Below are 14,349 nucleotides of genomic sequence, written 5' to 3' on the forward strand. Positions count from 1 at the left end.
CGTGCGGGCCATGCCCCGGGTGACGGCCTCGTTGATGGCCGCGGCGGTCTCGAAGGCCTTCTCCAGCCCCTGGTCGTGCAGCATCGCGGCGAGCCCGCCCGCATACCCCTGGCCGACGGCGCGCACCTTCCAGGCGCCTTGCCTGCGGTACAGCTCCAGGGCGACGACGGCGGACTCCACGCCGAGGTCCGTGATCGTGAAGGTGGCGATCTCGGCCCCGTCGAGCTCGGTGACGGCGAAGAACGGGGCGGCCAGCGCGCCGAAGGACGTGGGGCCGCCCGCTCCGGTGGGCAGCGCAAGCATCACGTGGACCCGGTGCACGTCCTCGGGGAGGGCCTCCAGGTCGACGGCGAGCCGGTGGTCGGCCGCGGCCTGCCGGGAGACCTCCAGGCCGGGGAGACGGTGGGAGGCGGGGTGCGCGACGCGGTCGGCGCCGGCCACCTTGCCGTCCGCGCCGGCGAGCGTGGCGCCCGCGACGACGGGTCCTCCCGCCGAGACCCGGATCTCCAGGCGGGTACCGGACAGCGGGTGGTTCTGCCCCCGCACCAGCTCGGCCGTCATTGCTGCGCCCCCTCGTTGTTCATGCTCGTGCTGCGCTCGTCGTGCCCGCGGGCCCGGCGGAAACGCTCTCCGCCGGGCCCGGGATGTTTCTCAGGATGCGTATGCCTACAGGCTCGGCAGGATCGCCGGCATGAGGTCCTGGAAGGTCTTGCCGTTGGCCGGGTTGCCGATGGCGGTCATCGCCCAGCCGGTGCCGGAGCGGTGGACCTTCGCCATGATCTGCGCGGTGTACGCGCCGCCGCCGTCGAGGGTGTAGCGGGCGAGCTCCTGGCCGTTGGTCTCGTCGACCAGGCGGCAGAAGGCGTTCTGCACCTCGGAGAACGTCTGGCCGGTGAAGGAGTTCACCGTGAAGACGATCTGGTCGATGTGCACCGGGACGCGCTGCAGGTCGACGAGGACCGCCTCGTCGTCGCCGCCCGTGCCGGCGCCGCCGACCAGGTTGTCACCGGTGTGCCGCACCGAGCCGTCGTCGCTGACCAGGTGGCGGAAGAAGACCACGTCCACCGGCTGACCCCCGGCGAAGAGCACCGCCGAGGCGTCGAGGTCGATCTCCCTCGTGCGCGACCCGAACAGTCCGCGGCGGGGGGCGGCCTGCCAGCCAAGCCCCATCCGCACGGCGGTCAGGGTGCCTCCGTCTGCCTTCTGCAGGCTGATGCCCTGACCCTTGGACAAGTTGACCGTCACGCGCAGTCCCTTCTCGTTCTATCCCCGTGGGCCGGGCGTCCGCACGGCCTCCGCCCCGACCCTACGCACGGACCCCGACCCCGGACGAATCCGAACGGGATTTGTGGCGGTCTTGCAACATCCCCGCCCGTACCTCAGGCGAGCCCGGCCTCCTTCATCTGCCGCAGCTCCTTCTTCAGCTCGCTCACCTCGTCGCGCAGCCGGGCGGCGACCTCGAACTGCAGCTCCGCGGCCGCGGCCCGCATACGGTCGGTCATGTCCTCGATCTGCTGAGCCAGTTCGGCGGCGGGACGGTCCGTCACCGCGACGGCGGCCTTCGCCTTGCCCCTGGCGGCCTTGGCACCCTTGCCCGCCGCCTTCCCGGCCGGCGCGGTGGGCACCGGGGCCTTGCCCTTGGCGCCCTTCTCGCGGTAACCGGAACCCAGGAGCTCCTGGGTGTCGATCTCCTCACGGGCCAGGGTGGCGACGATGTCGCCGATCTTCTTGCGCAAGGGCTGGGGGTCGATGCCCCGCTCCTTGTTGTACGCGATCTGCTTCGCCCGGCGGCGGTTGGTCTCGTCGATGGCCTTCTCCATCGCCGGGGTGACCTTGTCGGCATACATGTGGACCTGGCCGGAGACGTTGCGCGCGGCACGCCCGATGGTCTGGATCAGGGAGGTGCCCGAGCGCAGGAAGCCCTCCTTGTCGGCGTCCAGGATGGCGACCAGGGACACCTCGGGCAGGTCGAGACCCTCACGCAGCAGGTTGATGCCGACCAGGACGTCGTACTCGCCGGCCCGCAGCTCGCGCAGCAGCTCCACGCGGCGCAGCGTGTCGACGTCGCTGTGCAGGTAGCGGACCTGGATGCCCAGCTCCAGGAAGTACTCCGTGAGGTCCTCGGCCATCTTCTTGGTGAGGGTGGTGACGAGGACGCGCTCGTCCTTCTCGGTGCGCGTGCGGATCTCGTGCACCAGGTCGTCGATCTGACCCTCGGTCGGCTTGACGACGACCTCGGGGTCGACCAGGCCGGTGGGGCGGATGATCTGCTCGACGAAGCCGTCCGAGCGCGAGAGCTCGTACTTCCCGGGGGTCGCCGAGAGGTAGACCGTCTGCCCGATGCGCTCGGTGAACTCCTCCCACTTCAGCGGGCGGTTGTCCATGGCCGAAGGCAGCCGGAAGCCGTGCTCCACGAGCGTGCGCTTGCGGGAGGCGTCGCCCTCGTACATGGCCCCGATCTGGGGGACCGTGACGTGCGACTCGTCGATGACGAGGAGGAAGTCCTCCGGGAAGTAGTCGAGGAGGGTGTTGGGCGGGGAGCCGGGCTCGCGGTCGTCCATGTGCAGCGAGTAGTTCTCGATGCCGGAGCAGGAGCCGATCTGGCGCATCATCTCGATGTCGTACGTGGTGCGCATGCGCAGGCGCTGCGCCTCCAGGAGCTTGCCCTGCTTCTCCATCCGGGCGAGGGTCTCCTCCAGCTCCGCCTCGATGCCCGCGACGGCCTTCTCCATGCGCTCGGCACCGGCGATGTAGTGGCTGGCGGGGAAGACGTACAGCTCCCGGTCGTCGGAGAGGACCTCGCCGGTGAGCGGGTGGAGCGTGGAGAGCGCCTCGACCTCGTCGCCGAACATCTCGATGCGGACCGCGAGCTCCTCGTAGACCGGGAAGATCTCGATGGTGTCGCCGCGGACGCGGAAGGTGCCCCGGGTGAACGCGAGGTCGTTGCGCGTGTACTGGATCTCCACGAAGCGGCGCAGCAGCTCGTCGCGGTCGATCTCCTCGCCGACCTTCAGCGGCACCATGCGGTCGACGTACTCCTGGGGGGTGCCCAGGCCGTAGATGCAGGACACCGAGGCCACCACCACGACGTCACGCCGCGTGAGCAGGGAGTTGGTGGCGGAGTGGCGCAGCCGCTCCACCTCCTCGTTGATGGAGGAATCCTTCTCGATGTACGTGTCCGACTGCGGTACGTAGGCCTCGGGCTGGTAGTAGTCGTAGTACGAGACGAAGTATTCGACGGCGTTGTTGGGCAGGAGCTCGCGGAACTCATTGGCGAGCTGGGCCGCCAGGGTCTTGTTCGGCGCCATGACGAGCGTCGGCCGCTGGAGCTTCTCGATCATCCACGCGGTGGTCGCGGACTTGCCGGTACCGGTCGCACCGAGGAGCACGACATCCTTCTCACCTGCGCGGATACGTCGCTCCAGCTCGGCGATGGCCGTCGGCTGGTCACCGCTGGGCTGGAAGGGGCTGACGACCTCGAAAGGCGCCACCTTGCGTTCGATCTTCGATACGGGCCGCATGAGACCACGGTACGGCCCCCCACTGACAACGGCCGGACACCCGGCGTCCGGCCCCCGTTCCCGGGGCGAACGGGCGGCGTCGAACAGGCGAAGAACAGCCGTTCCCGCTCCCCTCCCCCGCCCCCGTCGCGTACTTGTCTGAGGTAGGCCCATCCCGTACACCAAGGACCGGGACGCCCGGCCCCCGATGTACGTGCCCGTCCGTGTCCAGACGCCGCGAGGAGCCCGTATGCGCATCCGCCCCGTCTCCGCCGTGACCAGCACGCTGCTCGTCCTGTCCACGCTCGTCCTCACCGCTCCCCACGCCCGCGCGGCCGAGCCCGTGCGGGCGGCCGCGCACACGCGCGTGCCGCTCGCCATCGGCCACCGCGGCGTGCCCGTACAGGCCCCCGAGAACACGCTGGCCTCGGTCGACAGAGCCGCCGACCTGGGGATCACCTGGGTGGAGAACGACGTGCAGCGCACCAAGGACGGTGCCTTGATCGTCATGCACGACACCACCCTGGAGCGGACGACCGACGTCAAGCGGCGCTTCCCCGGCCGCGCCCCCTGGAAGATCGCCGACTTCACCCTCGCCGAGATCCGCAAGCTCGACGCGGGCAGCTGGTACGACCGCCGGTTCGCCGGGGAGCGGGTGCCCACGCTGCGCAGCTACCTGCAGCGCGTCGACCGCAACCGGCAGAAGCTGCTGCTGGAGGTCAAGGCCCCCGAGCTCTACCCGGGCATCGAGCGGCAGCTGGCGGGCGAGCTGCAGCGCGCCGGGTGGCTCAACGCGCGCCACGTGCGCGGCTCCCTGGTCGTGCAGTCCTTCAGCGCCGCCTCCCTCAAGGCCTTCCACCGGGTGCGGCCGGACGTGAAGACGGGCTTCCTCGGGGCCCCGAAGCCCTCGGAACTGCGCTCGTACGCCGCCTTCGCCGACCAGATCAACCCGCACCACCGGAGCGTCACCGCCGCCTGGGTGCGGGCGGTGCACGCCCTGCGGGGGCCGCACGGGCGGATGCTCGAGGTCTCGGCGTGGACCGTGGACAACGGCGACCGGGCCGTCGACCTGGCGCGCATGGGCGTCGACGGCATCATCAGCAACGCCCCGCACGAGATCGAGGACGCTCTGGAGGAGGAGCTGGACGAGCAGTCCGAGCAGTCCGAGCAGTCCGAGGAGAACGAGGAGAACGAGGAGAACGAGGAGGACGACGGCCTGTCGTTCCTGAGCTTCCTGGGCCTGTAGACCGGCGCCTGCGCAGCCCGCGGGGGACCGGGGATCACTTGATCGTGGATCACTTGTCCGGTCCGGGGCCCGGCGGTGCCCCGAACGGCCTACGCTGGGCCTCATGACGGACCTGGAACCGACCGCCCCGGCGGCTGCCCCGGCCCCCTCGCCCCGCCCGCAGGAGTGGGCCTGGACGACGGTCGGCACCTCCATCGGACCGCTGGGGCTCGCGGCGACGCCCAAGGGTCTGCTGCAGGTCTCCTTCCGTGCGGACGAGGCGGTCTCCGCCGAGGCCGTGGCCGCCCTCACCCGCCGCATGGGGACCGGACCGGTGCCGGGGCCCTGCGCCTCGCGCGAGATCCTCACCGAGACGGCGGCCGAGCTCGAGGACTACTTCGCGGGCCGCCGGGAGACCTTCTCCGTCCCGCTGGACTGGTCGCTGATCTCGGGCTTCAACCGCCAGGTGCTGCGCGAGCTGGCCGGCGGCGTCCCGTACGGCACGGTGGTCAGCTACCAGGACCTGGCCGACCGCGTCGGCGAGCGCGGCGCCGCCCGCGCCGTGGGCGTGGCCATGGGGAGCAATCCCCTGCCGGTCGTGGTGCCCTGTCACCGCGTCATCGAGAGCAACGGCGGCCTGGGCGGGTTCGGCAGCGGCCTGGAGATCAAGCGCTCGCTCCTGTCCCTCGAAGGGGTGCTTCCCGAGCCTCTCTTCTGACGGCCGCCCCCGCCGCCCGCCCGCCCCCGGCGGCGCTCGCGCAAGAGGAGGCCGCGGGACCGATTGTCAGTGGCTGCCCCTAGCGTGCTGCGCAACGGAGATCGGCCGGCGCGGCCGACGGGGAGAGGGGCTTTGCCATGGCGGGAGAGACGACGTACCTGGAGCTGTCGCAGGACGGCGGCGGGGCGCACAAGTTCTACGAGGTCACGGTCGCCGGCACGGCGGTCACGGTGCGCTACGGCCGGATCGGCGCCGCGGGCCAGGTCCAGACCTCGTCGTTCCCCAGCGTGGAGAAGGCCCGGGCCGCGGCGGCGAAGAAGGTCGGCGAGAAGGTCCGCAAGGGCTACGCCCCGGCGGTGGCCGGGCAGCGGGCGGCCCGGCCCGTGACGCGCCGCGAGGTGACGTCCGCGCCGTCGACCGCGCGGGCCGTGGCCCCGGTGCTGTGGCGGTTCGCCACCGGCTCCTCCGCATTCGGCATCCACGTGGACGAGGACCGCTGCTGGGTGGGCAACCAGGCCGGCAACGTGTACACCCTCGGCCACGACGGCGAGGTGCTGGCCCGCTACCAGCTGCCCGCCGGCGTCAAGTGCCTGGTCGCGGACGACTTCTGGATCTACGCCGGCTGCGACGACGGCACGGTCTACGACCTGTCCTCCAAGCTCCCCTTCGCCGCCTACCAGATCGCCTCCGACGTCGACATCTTCTGGCTCGACATCCGCGAGGGCGTCCTCGACGTCGCCGACCGCAACGGCGGACTGACCGTCATCGACCACGAGGACGAGCACCAGTGGTCGCGCCGCAGCAGCGGCGACCACGCCTGGATGGTCCGGCGCGACGAGCACGCCGTCTACCACGGGCACGCGCGCGGGGTGACCGCCTACGCCCCCGACGGCACCGGCGAGCTGTGGCACACCCCCACCTCCGGCTCGGTGCTGTTCGGCTGGCAGGAGGACCACGCCGTCTACGCCGGCACCAACCGCCGCGTCGTCCAGCGCCTGTCGAAGGCCACGGGCGCCGTCGAGGCCACCTACCAGTGCGACACCGTGGTCTACTCCTGCGCCACCGCGCCCGGCGGGCGCTACGTCTTCGCGGGCGACTCCTCCTCGTCGGTCTACTGCTTCGCGGCGGACGGCACCCGCCTGTGGAAGCTCGGCACGGGCAGCGGTTCGGCGCTGTCCATGCAGTACCTGAACGAGAAGCTGTACATGGTCACCACGGACGGCTCGCTGGTCTGCGTCGATGCCGGCGAGAGCGCGGTCTCCGCCGCGCAGGCGGGCAGCGTCCCCGTGCCGGTGGACGTCAAGTCGGCCGCCGCCGTGCCCACGTACACCCCGGCCCGCACCCTCGCCACGGTGAGCGCGGCGCCCGCCTCGGGCATCGTGGTCGAGTGCGTGCAGGAAGCCGGCCGGCTGCGTGTGCACGTCGTCTCCGAGGGCTACGACCCCCGCTGGAACGTCCAGTTCCCCCGTCACATACGCGAGGCCGGCGCCCGCTACGTCATCGACGCCCTCTCCCCCGCCGCCGGGGGCTTCTACCGCGTCCGGGGCGAGATCCGGCGCCTGGTCTGATCCCGGGCGGGGACCGGGCGGACCGGGCGGACCGGGCGAGCAGCGGGCCCGGGCGGCACCTTCCGCCCCCTCCTCTGGACTCCGCGGACGCCGGAGGCGCCTTCCGGGTGGATGCTGGAGGTGGAGGCACCGCCATGCGCACCGGCAACGAACCCGTCACGGCCCGCAGCCCCCTGCGGCTGCGCTGCGGGCTGGCCGCCTGGGGCTTGGCCTGGGCCGTCGCGGGCACCGTGCTCTTCGCGATCACCGGCCACCCCGGCTGGGCCGCCGCCTGCGGCGTCCTGACCGCCGTCACCGCCGTCGACCTGTCGCTGGTGATCCGGCACATCCGGCAGGGTCCGCACTACCAGCCGGGCCGGGACGTCCCGCCGTACCGGCCCGTCAGCGGGCGCCGCGACCCCGGGGAGGGCCGGCGCGGCCCGTAACCCTCAGCCCGGCCACCCGGCCCGTACGGAGACCGCGGTCAGCGCGGATACCGGGGCACGGCCCCATCGCCCCGGGGCGCGTCGAGCGTGCGCCGGGCCTCGTCCGCGTACCGCGCACGTTCCTCTTCCGGCAGGGCTCGCCAGGCTTCGGACAGGGCCCGCACCCCCTCGCCCAGGGCCTCGGCGTACGTCCCGACCCGTACGGCGTCCCGCAGGCCGATGCGGCCCGTGAGGACCTCGCGGGCCATCTCCTGGAGCGCGCCGCCGGCGCCTCCGGCGGCGAGCCGCTGCAACACCCCGTGGAGGGCCCGCGCCCGGTCGGCGCTGCGACCCGGGGTCACGAACTCCTCGAAGCCCACCTGCTGTTCGGCCATGTCGGCGGCCTCTCCTCTCTCACACCGCGGGGTGGTCGTAGCTCGTGCCGGGCAGCGGAAAGCTGTTGAGCGCGGCCAGGGCCTCGGTGCCGAGCCGGACCAGCGTGCCGTGGCCGGCGTGCATCATCGCCTGGGCCGCGGCGACGTACCGGACCATGAGCTCCCACTCCCTCAGGATGGTCAGCAGTTCCTCGGTGCCCAGTGCCGCGGCCGCAAGGGCGGCGGTTCCGCCGCTGGCCGCTTCGACCGCGGCCGTGAGAGCCAGGGTGATCAGCGCATCCACGATCGCCCCGAGGCAGTCGCCGACGGCTTCCCCTGCAAAGGAGACCGACTGGGCGATGGCGAGATACTCCACGCCCATCGCGTCGAGGGCGGTGCGGAAGTCCGCCAGGTCTCCGGCGAGAGCGGAGAAGTAGTGCGCGGCCGCCTCGGCGGCGTTGCCGTCCCAGGTCGCGTCGATGCGGGCGTTCCCGGACCGGACGTTGCGCGCCACACCGTCGCAGGCCCGCCCGGTTTCCTGCCATGCCGAGACACACCTGGCATAGGCCTTCCAGTCACCGGCGAAGCTCTCCTTGGCCCACTTCACGGGATCCTTCGGCAGGTACAGCTCCGCCAGTTTGAACAGCCAGCCGGACGGGCTGAGGAACTCCGCCACGTCGTTGACCGGCTTCAGCGGATCGAGGAACTCCGCCGGTTCCCCGGGCGGGACGAGGCACGCCGCCGGCTCCGTCACGTCGGCGAAGTGCGTCACCGCTCCCCGCCCCGTCCCCGGACCGCCGCATCGAATTCGGCGGCGGCACCGCGGTCGGTACGGCGGTAATAGGAAGCCGCCGTGGTGAGTTCCTCCGAGGAGCTCTGCAGGAGTCCGGCCACGCGCTGCAGGGCGCTCAGGACGTCGCCGCGCAGGAGGTTGTGCGTGTGGCACGCCTCTTCGAACAGCCCGCCCGCCCCCGAGGGCAGAGCAGTGTGCCGACGGACGTACGCCAGGACCGCCCGCATGTCCTCGGCGCCCCTGCCGACCTGCCGCGCGAACGCCTCCAGCTGTCCGGGGTCGACCCTCAGGACCATGTCCTTCCCCTCCTACGGCGAGACGAGGAGCAGCAGGACGCACACGGCTGTTCCGGCCCCGGCGGCCCGGAACAGCCATGTGACGTAGGGTGCGACGGAGGTCCGGCGCAGCACCGCCCAAGCGGCCCTGGTTTCCCCGACGGTCCTCACGCGGTACCCGACCACCGTGGTCATCACTCCGACGGCGACGCCCGCCAGGCCGGCGAAGAAGAAGGCCAGTCCGCTCCAGAAGTACCGCAGGCCGACCGGGTGGTAGCCGTGGCCCTCGCGGTAGACGCGCACCTTCTCGCCCGTCGCGTACCAGCCCCGGAGAGCCGAGCGGTCCCGGACGACCCGGCCGCTGTCGGCGCGGAAGGAGCCGAAACACAGGGAGCGCGAACGCGAGGCGCTCCTCCCATGGCCGCCCTCGCGGCCTTGCTCGCATCTCTCCACCGTCAGCGTGCCCTTGCCGGCCACGAGCCCGGCGGCCTTCTCCGCCTGCCGGACCATCACCCCCATGCAGGTCAACGACAACACGACGACGCCGACACCGAACAGCCGCGGCAGGGGCCGTGGTGCGGGCAGCGGGCAGAACGGGCTCGTCGCGGCTAACTCGGGCACGGCCACGCAAGGTCTCCTCGAAACGGCTCGGCGAGCGGAATCGCGGAAACCTTATGCGTGCGGCAACGGCGCCGGCGGCGGGCGGAGCCGGCACGGGGCACCGGCCGCAGGGCCCGCGCCCTTGCCCCGCCTGTGTGCCACCCGCGCACCGGGCCGGCGGGCCCTCACCCGATATGACTAACGCCGGGCGCTGCGCTCGCGCAGCTCGTCCCAGACCTTCTCGACCCGGCTCCGGAGCGCCTCGACCGGGCCGTCGTTGTCGATGACCATGTCGGCCACCGCGAGCCGGTCCTCGCGGGTGGCCTGGGCCGCCATGCGGGCGCGGGCCTCGTCCGGGGTCATGCCGCGGAGGCGGACCAGGCGGTCCAGGCGGGTTTCGGTGCCGGCGTCGACCACGAGGACCAGGTCGTAGAGGGGGGCCAGGCCGTTCTCGGCGAGAAGGGGGACGTCGTGGACGACGACCGCGTCGGGGGCGGCGGCCGCCTCCAGTTCGGCCGAGCGGGCCCGCACGAGGGGGTGCACGATGGCGTTGAGGGCGGCCAGCCGGTCCGGGTCGGCGAAGACGACGGCGCCCAGCCGGGGCCGGTCGAGCGCGCCCTCGGGCGTGAGGACCGCCTCGCCGAACTCCGCGACGACCGCGGCCAGTCCGGGCGTCCCGGGCTCGACCACTTCGCGGGCGATCCTGTCGGAATCGACGATCACCGCTCCGTACGAAGCCAGCAGCCGCGACACCTCGCTCTTGCCGGCACCGATTCCGCCCGTGAGGCCCACTCTCAGCATGGGCCCCACGGTAGCGGGCGCGCGGTCAGTGACCGCTGTCGCCCTCCCTGTCGGCGAGGAAGCGCTCGAATTCGGCGCCCAGTTCGTCGGCGGAGGGCAGCTCGACCGGCTCGGCGACGAGGTTGCCGCGGGTCTCGGCACCGGACACGGCGTCGTACTGGTGCTCAAGCCCGCGCACCAGGGAGACGAGCTCCTCGTCGCCCTCGGCGATCTGACGCTCAATCTCCTCCTGGGTGCGCAGCGCCTCGGACCGCAGGGCGTGGGCGGCGTTGGGCAGCACCAGGCCCGTGGCGGCCGTGACCGCCTCCAGGGCGGTGAGGGCCGCATCGGGGTAGGCGGAGCGGGCGATGTAGTGCGGGACGTGGGCGGCGACGCCGAGCACGTCGTGACCGGCCTCCGCGAGGCGGTACTCGACGAGGGCCTCGGCGCTCCCCGGCACCTGCGCCTCGTCGAAGAAGCTGCGGTGACCGGGCATCAGGTCGGTGCGGTTGCCGTGCGGGGTCATGCCCACGGGGCGGGTGTGCGGCACGCCCATGGGGATGCCGTGGAAGTTGACGGACAGCCGCACGCCGAGGCGCTCGACCAGCTGCCGCACGGCGGCGGCGAACCGCTCCCACTCGACGTCCGGCTCGGGGCCGGACAGCAGCAGGAAGGGGGCGCCTGTCGCGTCCTGCACGATGCGCAGCTCGATGGCCGGCGTCTCGTAGGCGCTCCAGCGGTCCCGCTGGAACGTCAGCAGCGGGCGCCGGGCGCGGTAGTCGATGAGCCGGTCGTGGTCGAAGCGGGCCACGACCTGGTGGGGCAGGGTGTCCAGGAGCCGCGAGACGATCTGCTCGCCGGTCTCCCCCGCGTCGATGTAGCCGTCGAAGTGATAGAGCATGACCAGGCCGGCCGTGTCCTGGGCCAAGGCCAGGTCGGCCACGGCGAGCCCCTTGGGCTCCCATTCGTACAAACCCTGCGGATCCAACACAGTGACCGTTCCTCCTCATGTTCCGTACGGGGGAACGCGCCTGGAGGGCCCCGCCATTCCCGCCTTCCGGATCACGCCGGCGCATCTCACCGAGGGAACGAGCGCCTGACGGAAACGAACGGCTGTCAGCAGAACACGAGTAAGGCCCGCTCCCCAAGGGGAACGGGCCTTACTCAGTCAGCTGTCAGCTGCCGTGGTGCAGAGCCTCAGCTCTGGCCGCCGGCGAGCTTCTCGCGGAGGGCGGCAAGCGCCTCGTCCGACGCCAGGGCGCCGGAGTTGTCGGCCGACTCCGAGGAGTACGAGCCGCCGGAGACCTGGGCGCCACCGGCCTGCGGGGCAGCCTGAGCACCCTCGGCCGCAGCCTCGGCGTCCGCCTCGCGGGACTTGATGACCTGCGCCTGGTGCTGCTCGAAGCGCTGCTGCGCCTCGGCGTACTGGCGCTCCCACTCCTCACGCTGCTTCTCGTAACCCGGCAGCCAGTCGTTGGCCTCGGGGTCGAAGCCCTCGGGGTAGATGTAGTTGCCCTGGTCGTCGTAGGACGCAGCCATGCCGTACAGGGTCGGGTCGAACTCGACCACGGACGGGTCGGCACCGAAGGACTCGTTGGCCTGCTTCAGCGAGAGGCTGATGCGACGACGCTCGAGGTCGATGTCGATGACCTTGACGAAGATCTCGTCGTTGACCTGGACGACCTGCTCCGGGATCTCCACGTGGCGCTCGGCCAGCTCGGAGATGTGGACCAGGCCCTCGATGCCCTCGTCGACGCGCACGAACGCACCGAAGGGAACGAGCTTGGTGACCTTACCCGGGACGACCTGACCGATCTGGTGGGTCCGGGCGAACTGCTGCCACGGGTCTTCCTGGGTGGCCTTGAGCGACAGGGAGACGCGCTCGCGGTCCATGTCGACGTCGAGGACCTCGACGGTGACTTCCTGGCCGACCTCGACAACCTCGGACGGGTGGTCGATGTGCTTCCAGGACAGCTCGGAGACGTGGACGAGACCGTCGACGCCGCCCAGGTCCACGAAGGCACCGAAGTTGACGATGGAGGAGACGACGCCGGAGCGCACCTGACCCTTCTGCAGGGTGGTGAGGAAGGTCTGGCGGACCTCGCTCTGGGTCTGCTCCAGCCAGGCACGGCGGGACAGGACCACGTTGTTGCGGTTCTTGTCCAGCTCGATGATCTTGGCCTCGAGCTCCTTGCCCACGTAGGGCTGGAGGTCGCGGACGCGGCGCATCTCGACCAGGGAGGCCGGGAGGAAGCCACGGAGGCCGATGTCGAGGATGAGACCACCCTTGACGACCTCGATGACGGTACCGGTGACGATCCCGTCCTCTTCCTTGATCTTCTCGATGGTGCCCCAGGCGCGCTCGTACTGGGCGCGCTTCTTCGAGAGGATCAGGCGGCCTTCCTTGTCCTCCTTCTGGAGAACCAGGGCCTCGATCTCGTCGCCGACCTTGACGACCTCGTTCGGGTCGACGTCGTGCTTGATCGAGAGCTCGCGGGAGGGGATCACACCCTCGGTCTTGTAACCGATGTCGAGCAGGACCTCGTCCCGGTCGACCTTCACGATGACGCCGTCGACGATGTCGCCGTCGTTGAAGTACTTGATCGTCTCGTCGATCGCGGCGAGGAAGGCTTCCTCGTTACCGATGTCGTTGACCGCAACCTGCGGGGTGGTGGCGGTGGTCTCGGTGCTGCTCGTCATGTGGGAAAGGGCTCCGGTACGGACATTGAGTCGTAGGTACTGCTACGCCGAGAGCCCGTATCGCACTGCCGAAGCCGGACAGCCTTGGAGGCACAGGACCGGAGATCCGAAGATCACCGGATGCGCCTCGGCAACCGAGGGGACATACAACAAGTGCGAGCGCGGCCTGCTCCGTCTGAGGCGCGCAGGCCCGCAGCGCAACTTGTAGCATACGGGGGCAGCCGGGCACGGTCAATGCGCGAAGGCGCACACCCGGGACGAATCTCCCCATACCGGTCACAACTTATGTTTTGCGAGGCCACGAGGGCCTCGCCGCACACTACCGCGGGGGCACGCCGCCGATGATCGAAGAGCATGAGCCGGAAGCGGTCCGGCGGACCACGGGCGGCACCGAGAGCAGCCGGGCGAGCCGCGGCTGGTGGGACCGCAACGCCGACGAGTACCAGACGGAGCACGGCGCCTTCCTCGGCGACGACCGCTTCATCTGGGGCCCCGAAGGGCTGGACGAGGCCGAGGCCGCCCTGCTGGGCCCGGCGAGCGGCCTCAAGGGCCTCGACGTGCTGGAGATCGGGGCCGGCGCGGCCCAGTGCTCGCGCTGGCTCGCCGCGCAGGGCGCCCGCCCGGTGGCCCTGGACCTCTCCCACCGCCAGCTCCAGCACGCGCTGCGCATCGGCGGTGACGTTCCGCTGGTCGAGGCCGACGCGAGCGCCCTGCCCTTCGCCGACGGCTCCTTCGACCTGGCGTGCTCGGCGTACGGGGCCGTCCCCTTCGTCGCGGACCCGGTGCAGGTGATGCGCGAGGTCCGGCGCGTGCTGCGGCCCGGCGGCCGCTGGGTCTTCTCCGTCACCCACCCCATCCGCTGGGCGTTCCCCGACGAGCCGGGCCCCGAGGGCCTCTCCGTCGCGGCCTCCTATTTCGACCGCACCCCTTATGTGGAGCAGGACGAGCAGGGCCGCGCCGTCTACGTGGAGCACCACCGCACGCTCGGCGACCGCGTGCGGGACGTCGTCGCCGCCGGCTTCCGGCTGACCGACCTCGTCGAGCCCGAGTGGCCCGCCTGGAACCAGCAGGAGTGGGGCGGCTGGTCGCCGCTGCGCGGGAACCTCATCCCCGGCACGGCGATCTTCGTCTGCGAGCGGGACGAGGGCCCTTCCGGCGGATCGTGATCGCCGCGGTGGTCCCGGTGGACGGGGGTTCCGCCGGGCCTCACCGGGGTGGTGACCCGCCGTTGCGGCGGGCTGTTCTCCCGGGAGCCCCGGTTGCCTCCCGGAGCGGGCCCTGGCGTCGGGGCACCGGCCGCCGGGTGAGACTGGGCGTGTGATCCACAGCGACGCCCTCGACCGGCTGCCCGTCCGCTCCGCCCTCCCCGCCCTGACGCGCGCGCTCGACGCGCACGGCGCGGCCGTGCTGTG

15 protein-coding genes are annotated in these 14,349 nt (G+C 71.6%); 5 read left to right on the forward strand and 10 right to left on the reverse strand.

Annotated elements, in window-relative coordinates; all coding sequences use genetic code 11:
- The 3 genes from V7793_RS21115 to uvrB form a co-directional block, all read right to left on the reverse strand.
- On the reverse strand, positions 1 to 561 hold a 561-nt coding region (locus V7793_RS21115), incomplete at its 3' end, for a TerD family protein (RefSeq protein WP_336008803.1).
- Between the two features lie 105 nt (positions 562 to 666).
- The gene (locus V7793_RS21120) at positions 667 to 1,245 is read right to left on the reverse strand and encodes a TerD family protein (protein WP_336008805.1); all 579 of its coding nucleotides are present in this window, start codon (positions 1,243 to 1,245) and stop codon (positions 667 to 669) included.
- Between the two features lie 134 nt (positions 1,246 to 1,379).
- On the reverse strand, positions 1,380 to 3,521 hold the full coding sequence (gene uvrB / locus V7793_RS21125; RefSeq protein ID WP_336008807.1) for an excinuclease ABC subunit UvrB: 2,142 nt from the start codon (positions 3,519 to 3,521) through the stop codon (positions 1,380 to 1,382).
- Positions 3,522 to 3,750: 229 nt separating this feature from the next.
- Here uvrB and V7793_RS21130 point away from each other — a divergent pair, with 229 nt between their 5' ends.
- The 4 genes from V7793_RS21130 to V7793_RS21145 all read left to right on the forward strand — a co-directional run bounded on the left by V7793_RS21130 (position 3,751) and on the right by V7793_RS21145 (position 7,436).
- Positions 3,751 to 4,746 (forward strand): glycerophosphodiester phosphodiesterase, encoded by a 996-nt coding sequence (locus V7793_RS21130; protein ID WP_336008808.1) that lies wholly within the window; start codon positions 3,751 to 3,753, stop codon positions 4,744 to 4,746.
- Between the two features lie 103 nt (positions 4,747 to 4,849).
- Entirely contained in the window at positions 4,850 to 5,443 is a 594-nt protein-coding gene (locus V7793_RS21135; protein ID WP_336008809.1) for a methylated-DNA--[protein]-cysteine S-methyltransferase, read from the forward strand.
- Between the two features lie 137 nt (positions 5,444 to 5,580).
- Positions 5,581 to 7,011 carry a WGR domain-containing protein gene (locus tag V7793_RS21140; protein ID WP_336008811.1) on the forward strand — a complete coding sequence of 477 codons (1,431 nt, stop codon included), beginning with the start codon at positions 5,581 to 5,583 and terminating at the stop codon, positions 7,009 to 7,011.
- A 134-nt stretch (positions 7,012 to 7,145) separates the two neighbouring features.
- A complete protein-coding gene (locus V7793_RS21145) occupies positions 7,146 to 7,436 on the forward strand; it encodes a DUF6343 family protein (protein ID WP_336008814.1) in 291 nt (96 codons plus the stop codon).
- A 38-nt stretch (positions 7,437 to 7,474) separates the two neighbouring features.
- Here the strand turns inward: V7793_RS21145 and V7793_RS21150 are convergent, their stop codons facing one another.
- From V7793_RS21150 to rpsA, 7 genes are all read right to left on the reverse strand, one after another.
- The gene (locus tag V7793_RS21150; protein WP_336008816.1) at positions 7,475 to 7,810 is read right to left on the reverse strand and encodes an HMG-box domain-containing protein; all 336 of its coding nucleotides are present in this window, start codon (positions 7,808 to 7,810) and stop codon (positions 7,475 to 7,477) included.
- A gap of 19 nt (positions 7,811 to 7,829) precedes the next feature.
- Positions 7,830 to 8,561 carry a hypothetical protein gene (locus V7793_RS21155; RefSeq protein WP_336008818.1) on the reverse strand — a complete coding sequence of 244 codons (732 nt, stop codon included), beginning with the start codon at positions 8,559 to 8,561 and terminating at the stop codon, positions 7,830 to 7,832.
- Entirely contained in the window at positions 8,558 to 8,878 is a 321-nt protein-coding gene (locus V7793_RS21160) for a WXG100 family type VII secretion target (RefSeq protein ID WP_336008819.1), read from the reverse strand. The genes V7793_RS21155 and V7793_RS21160 overlap by 4 nt, the downstream gene beginning before the upstream one ends.
- A 12-nt stretch (positions 8,879 to 8,890) precedes the next feature.
- A complete protein-coding gene (locus tag V7793_RS21165) occupies positions 8,891 to 9,484 on the reverse strand; it encodes a hypothetical protein (RefSeq protein WP_336008821.1) in 594 nt (197 codons plus the stop codon).
- A gap of 171 nt (positions 9,485 to 9,655) precedes the next feature.
- The gene (coaE, locus tag V7793_RS21170; protein ID WP_336008822.1) at positions 9,656 to 10,258 is read right to left on the reverse strand and encodes a dephospho-CoA kinase; all 603 of its coding nucleotides are present in this window, start codon (positions 10,256 to 10,258) and stop codon (positions 9,656 to 9,658) included.
- A 25-nt stretch (positions 10,259 to 10,283) separates the two neighbouring features.
- Positions 10,284 to 11,228: a PAC2 family protein gene (locus V7793_RS21175; protein ID WP_256790815.1), complete on the reverse strand. Its 945-nt coding sequence runs from the start codon at positions 11,226 to 11,228 to the stop codon at positions 10,284 to 10,286.
- A gap of 206 nt (positions 11,229 to 11,434) precedes the next feature.
- Positions 11,435 to 12,937, reverse strand: coding sequence for a 30S ribosomal protein S1 (gene rpsA, locus V7793_RS21180; protein ID WP_058044905.1), 1,503 nt, complete (start codon positions 12,935 to 12,937; stop codon positions 11,435 to 11,437).
- A gap of 341 nt (positions 12,938 to 13,278) precedes the next feature.
- Between rpsA and V7793_RS21185 the strand changes: the two genes are divergently transcribed.
- Positions 13,279 to 14,103, forward strand: a complete 825-nt coding sequence (locus tag V7793_RS21185) for a class I SAM-dependent methyltransferase (RefSeq protein WP_336008826.1) — start codon at positions 13,279 to 13,281, stop codon at positions 14,101 to 14,103.
- Positions 14,104 to 14,349: the final 246 nt, after the last annotated feature.

Source organism: Streptomyces sp. KLMMK, from assembly GCF_036961605.1.
In the GTDB taxonomy this organism is placed as follows: domain Bacteria; phylum Actinomycetota; class Actinomycetes; order Streptomycetales; family Streptomycetaceae; genus Streptomyces; species Streptomyces telluris.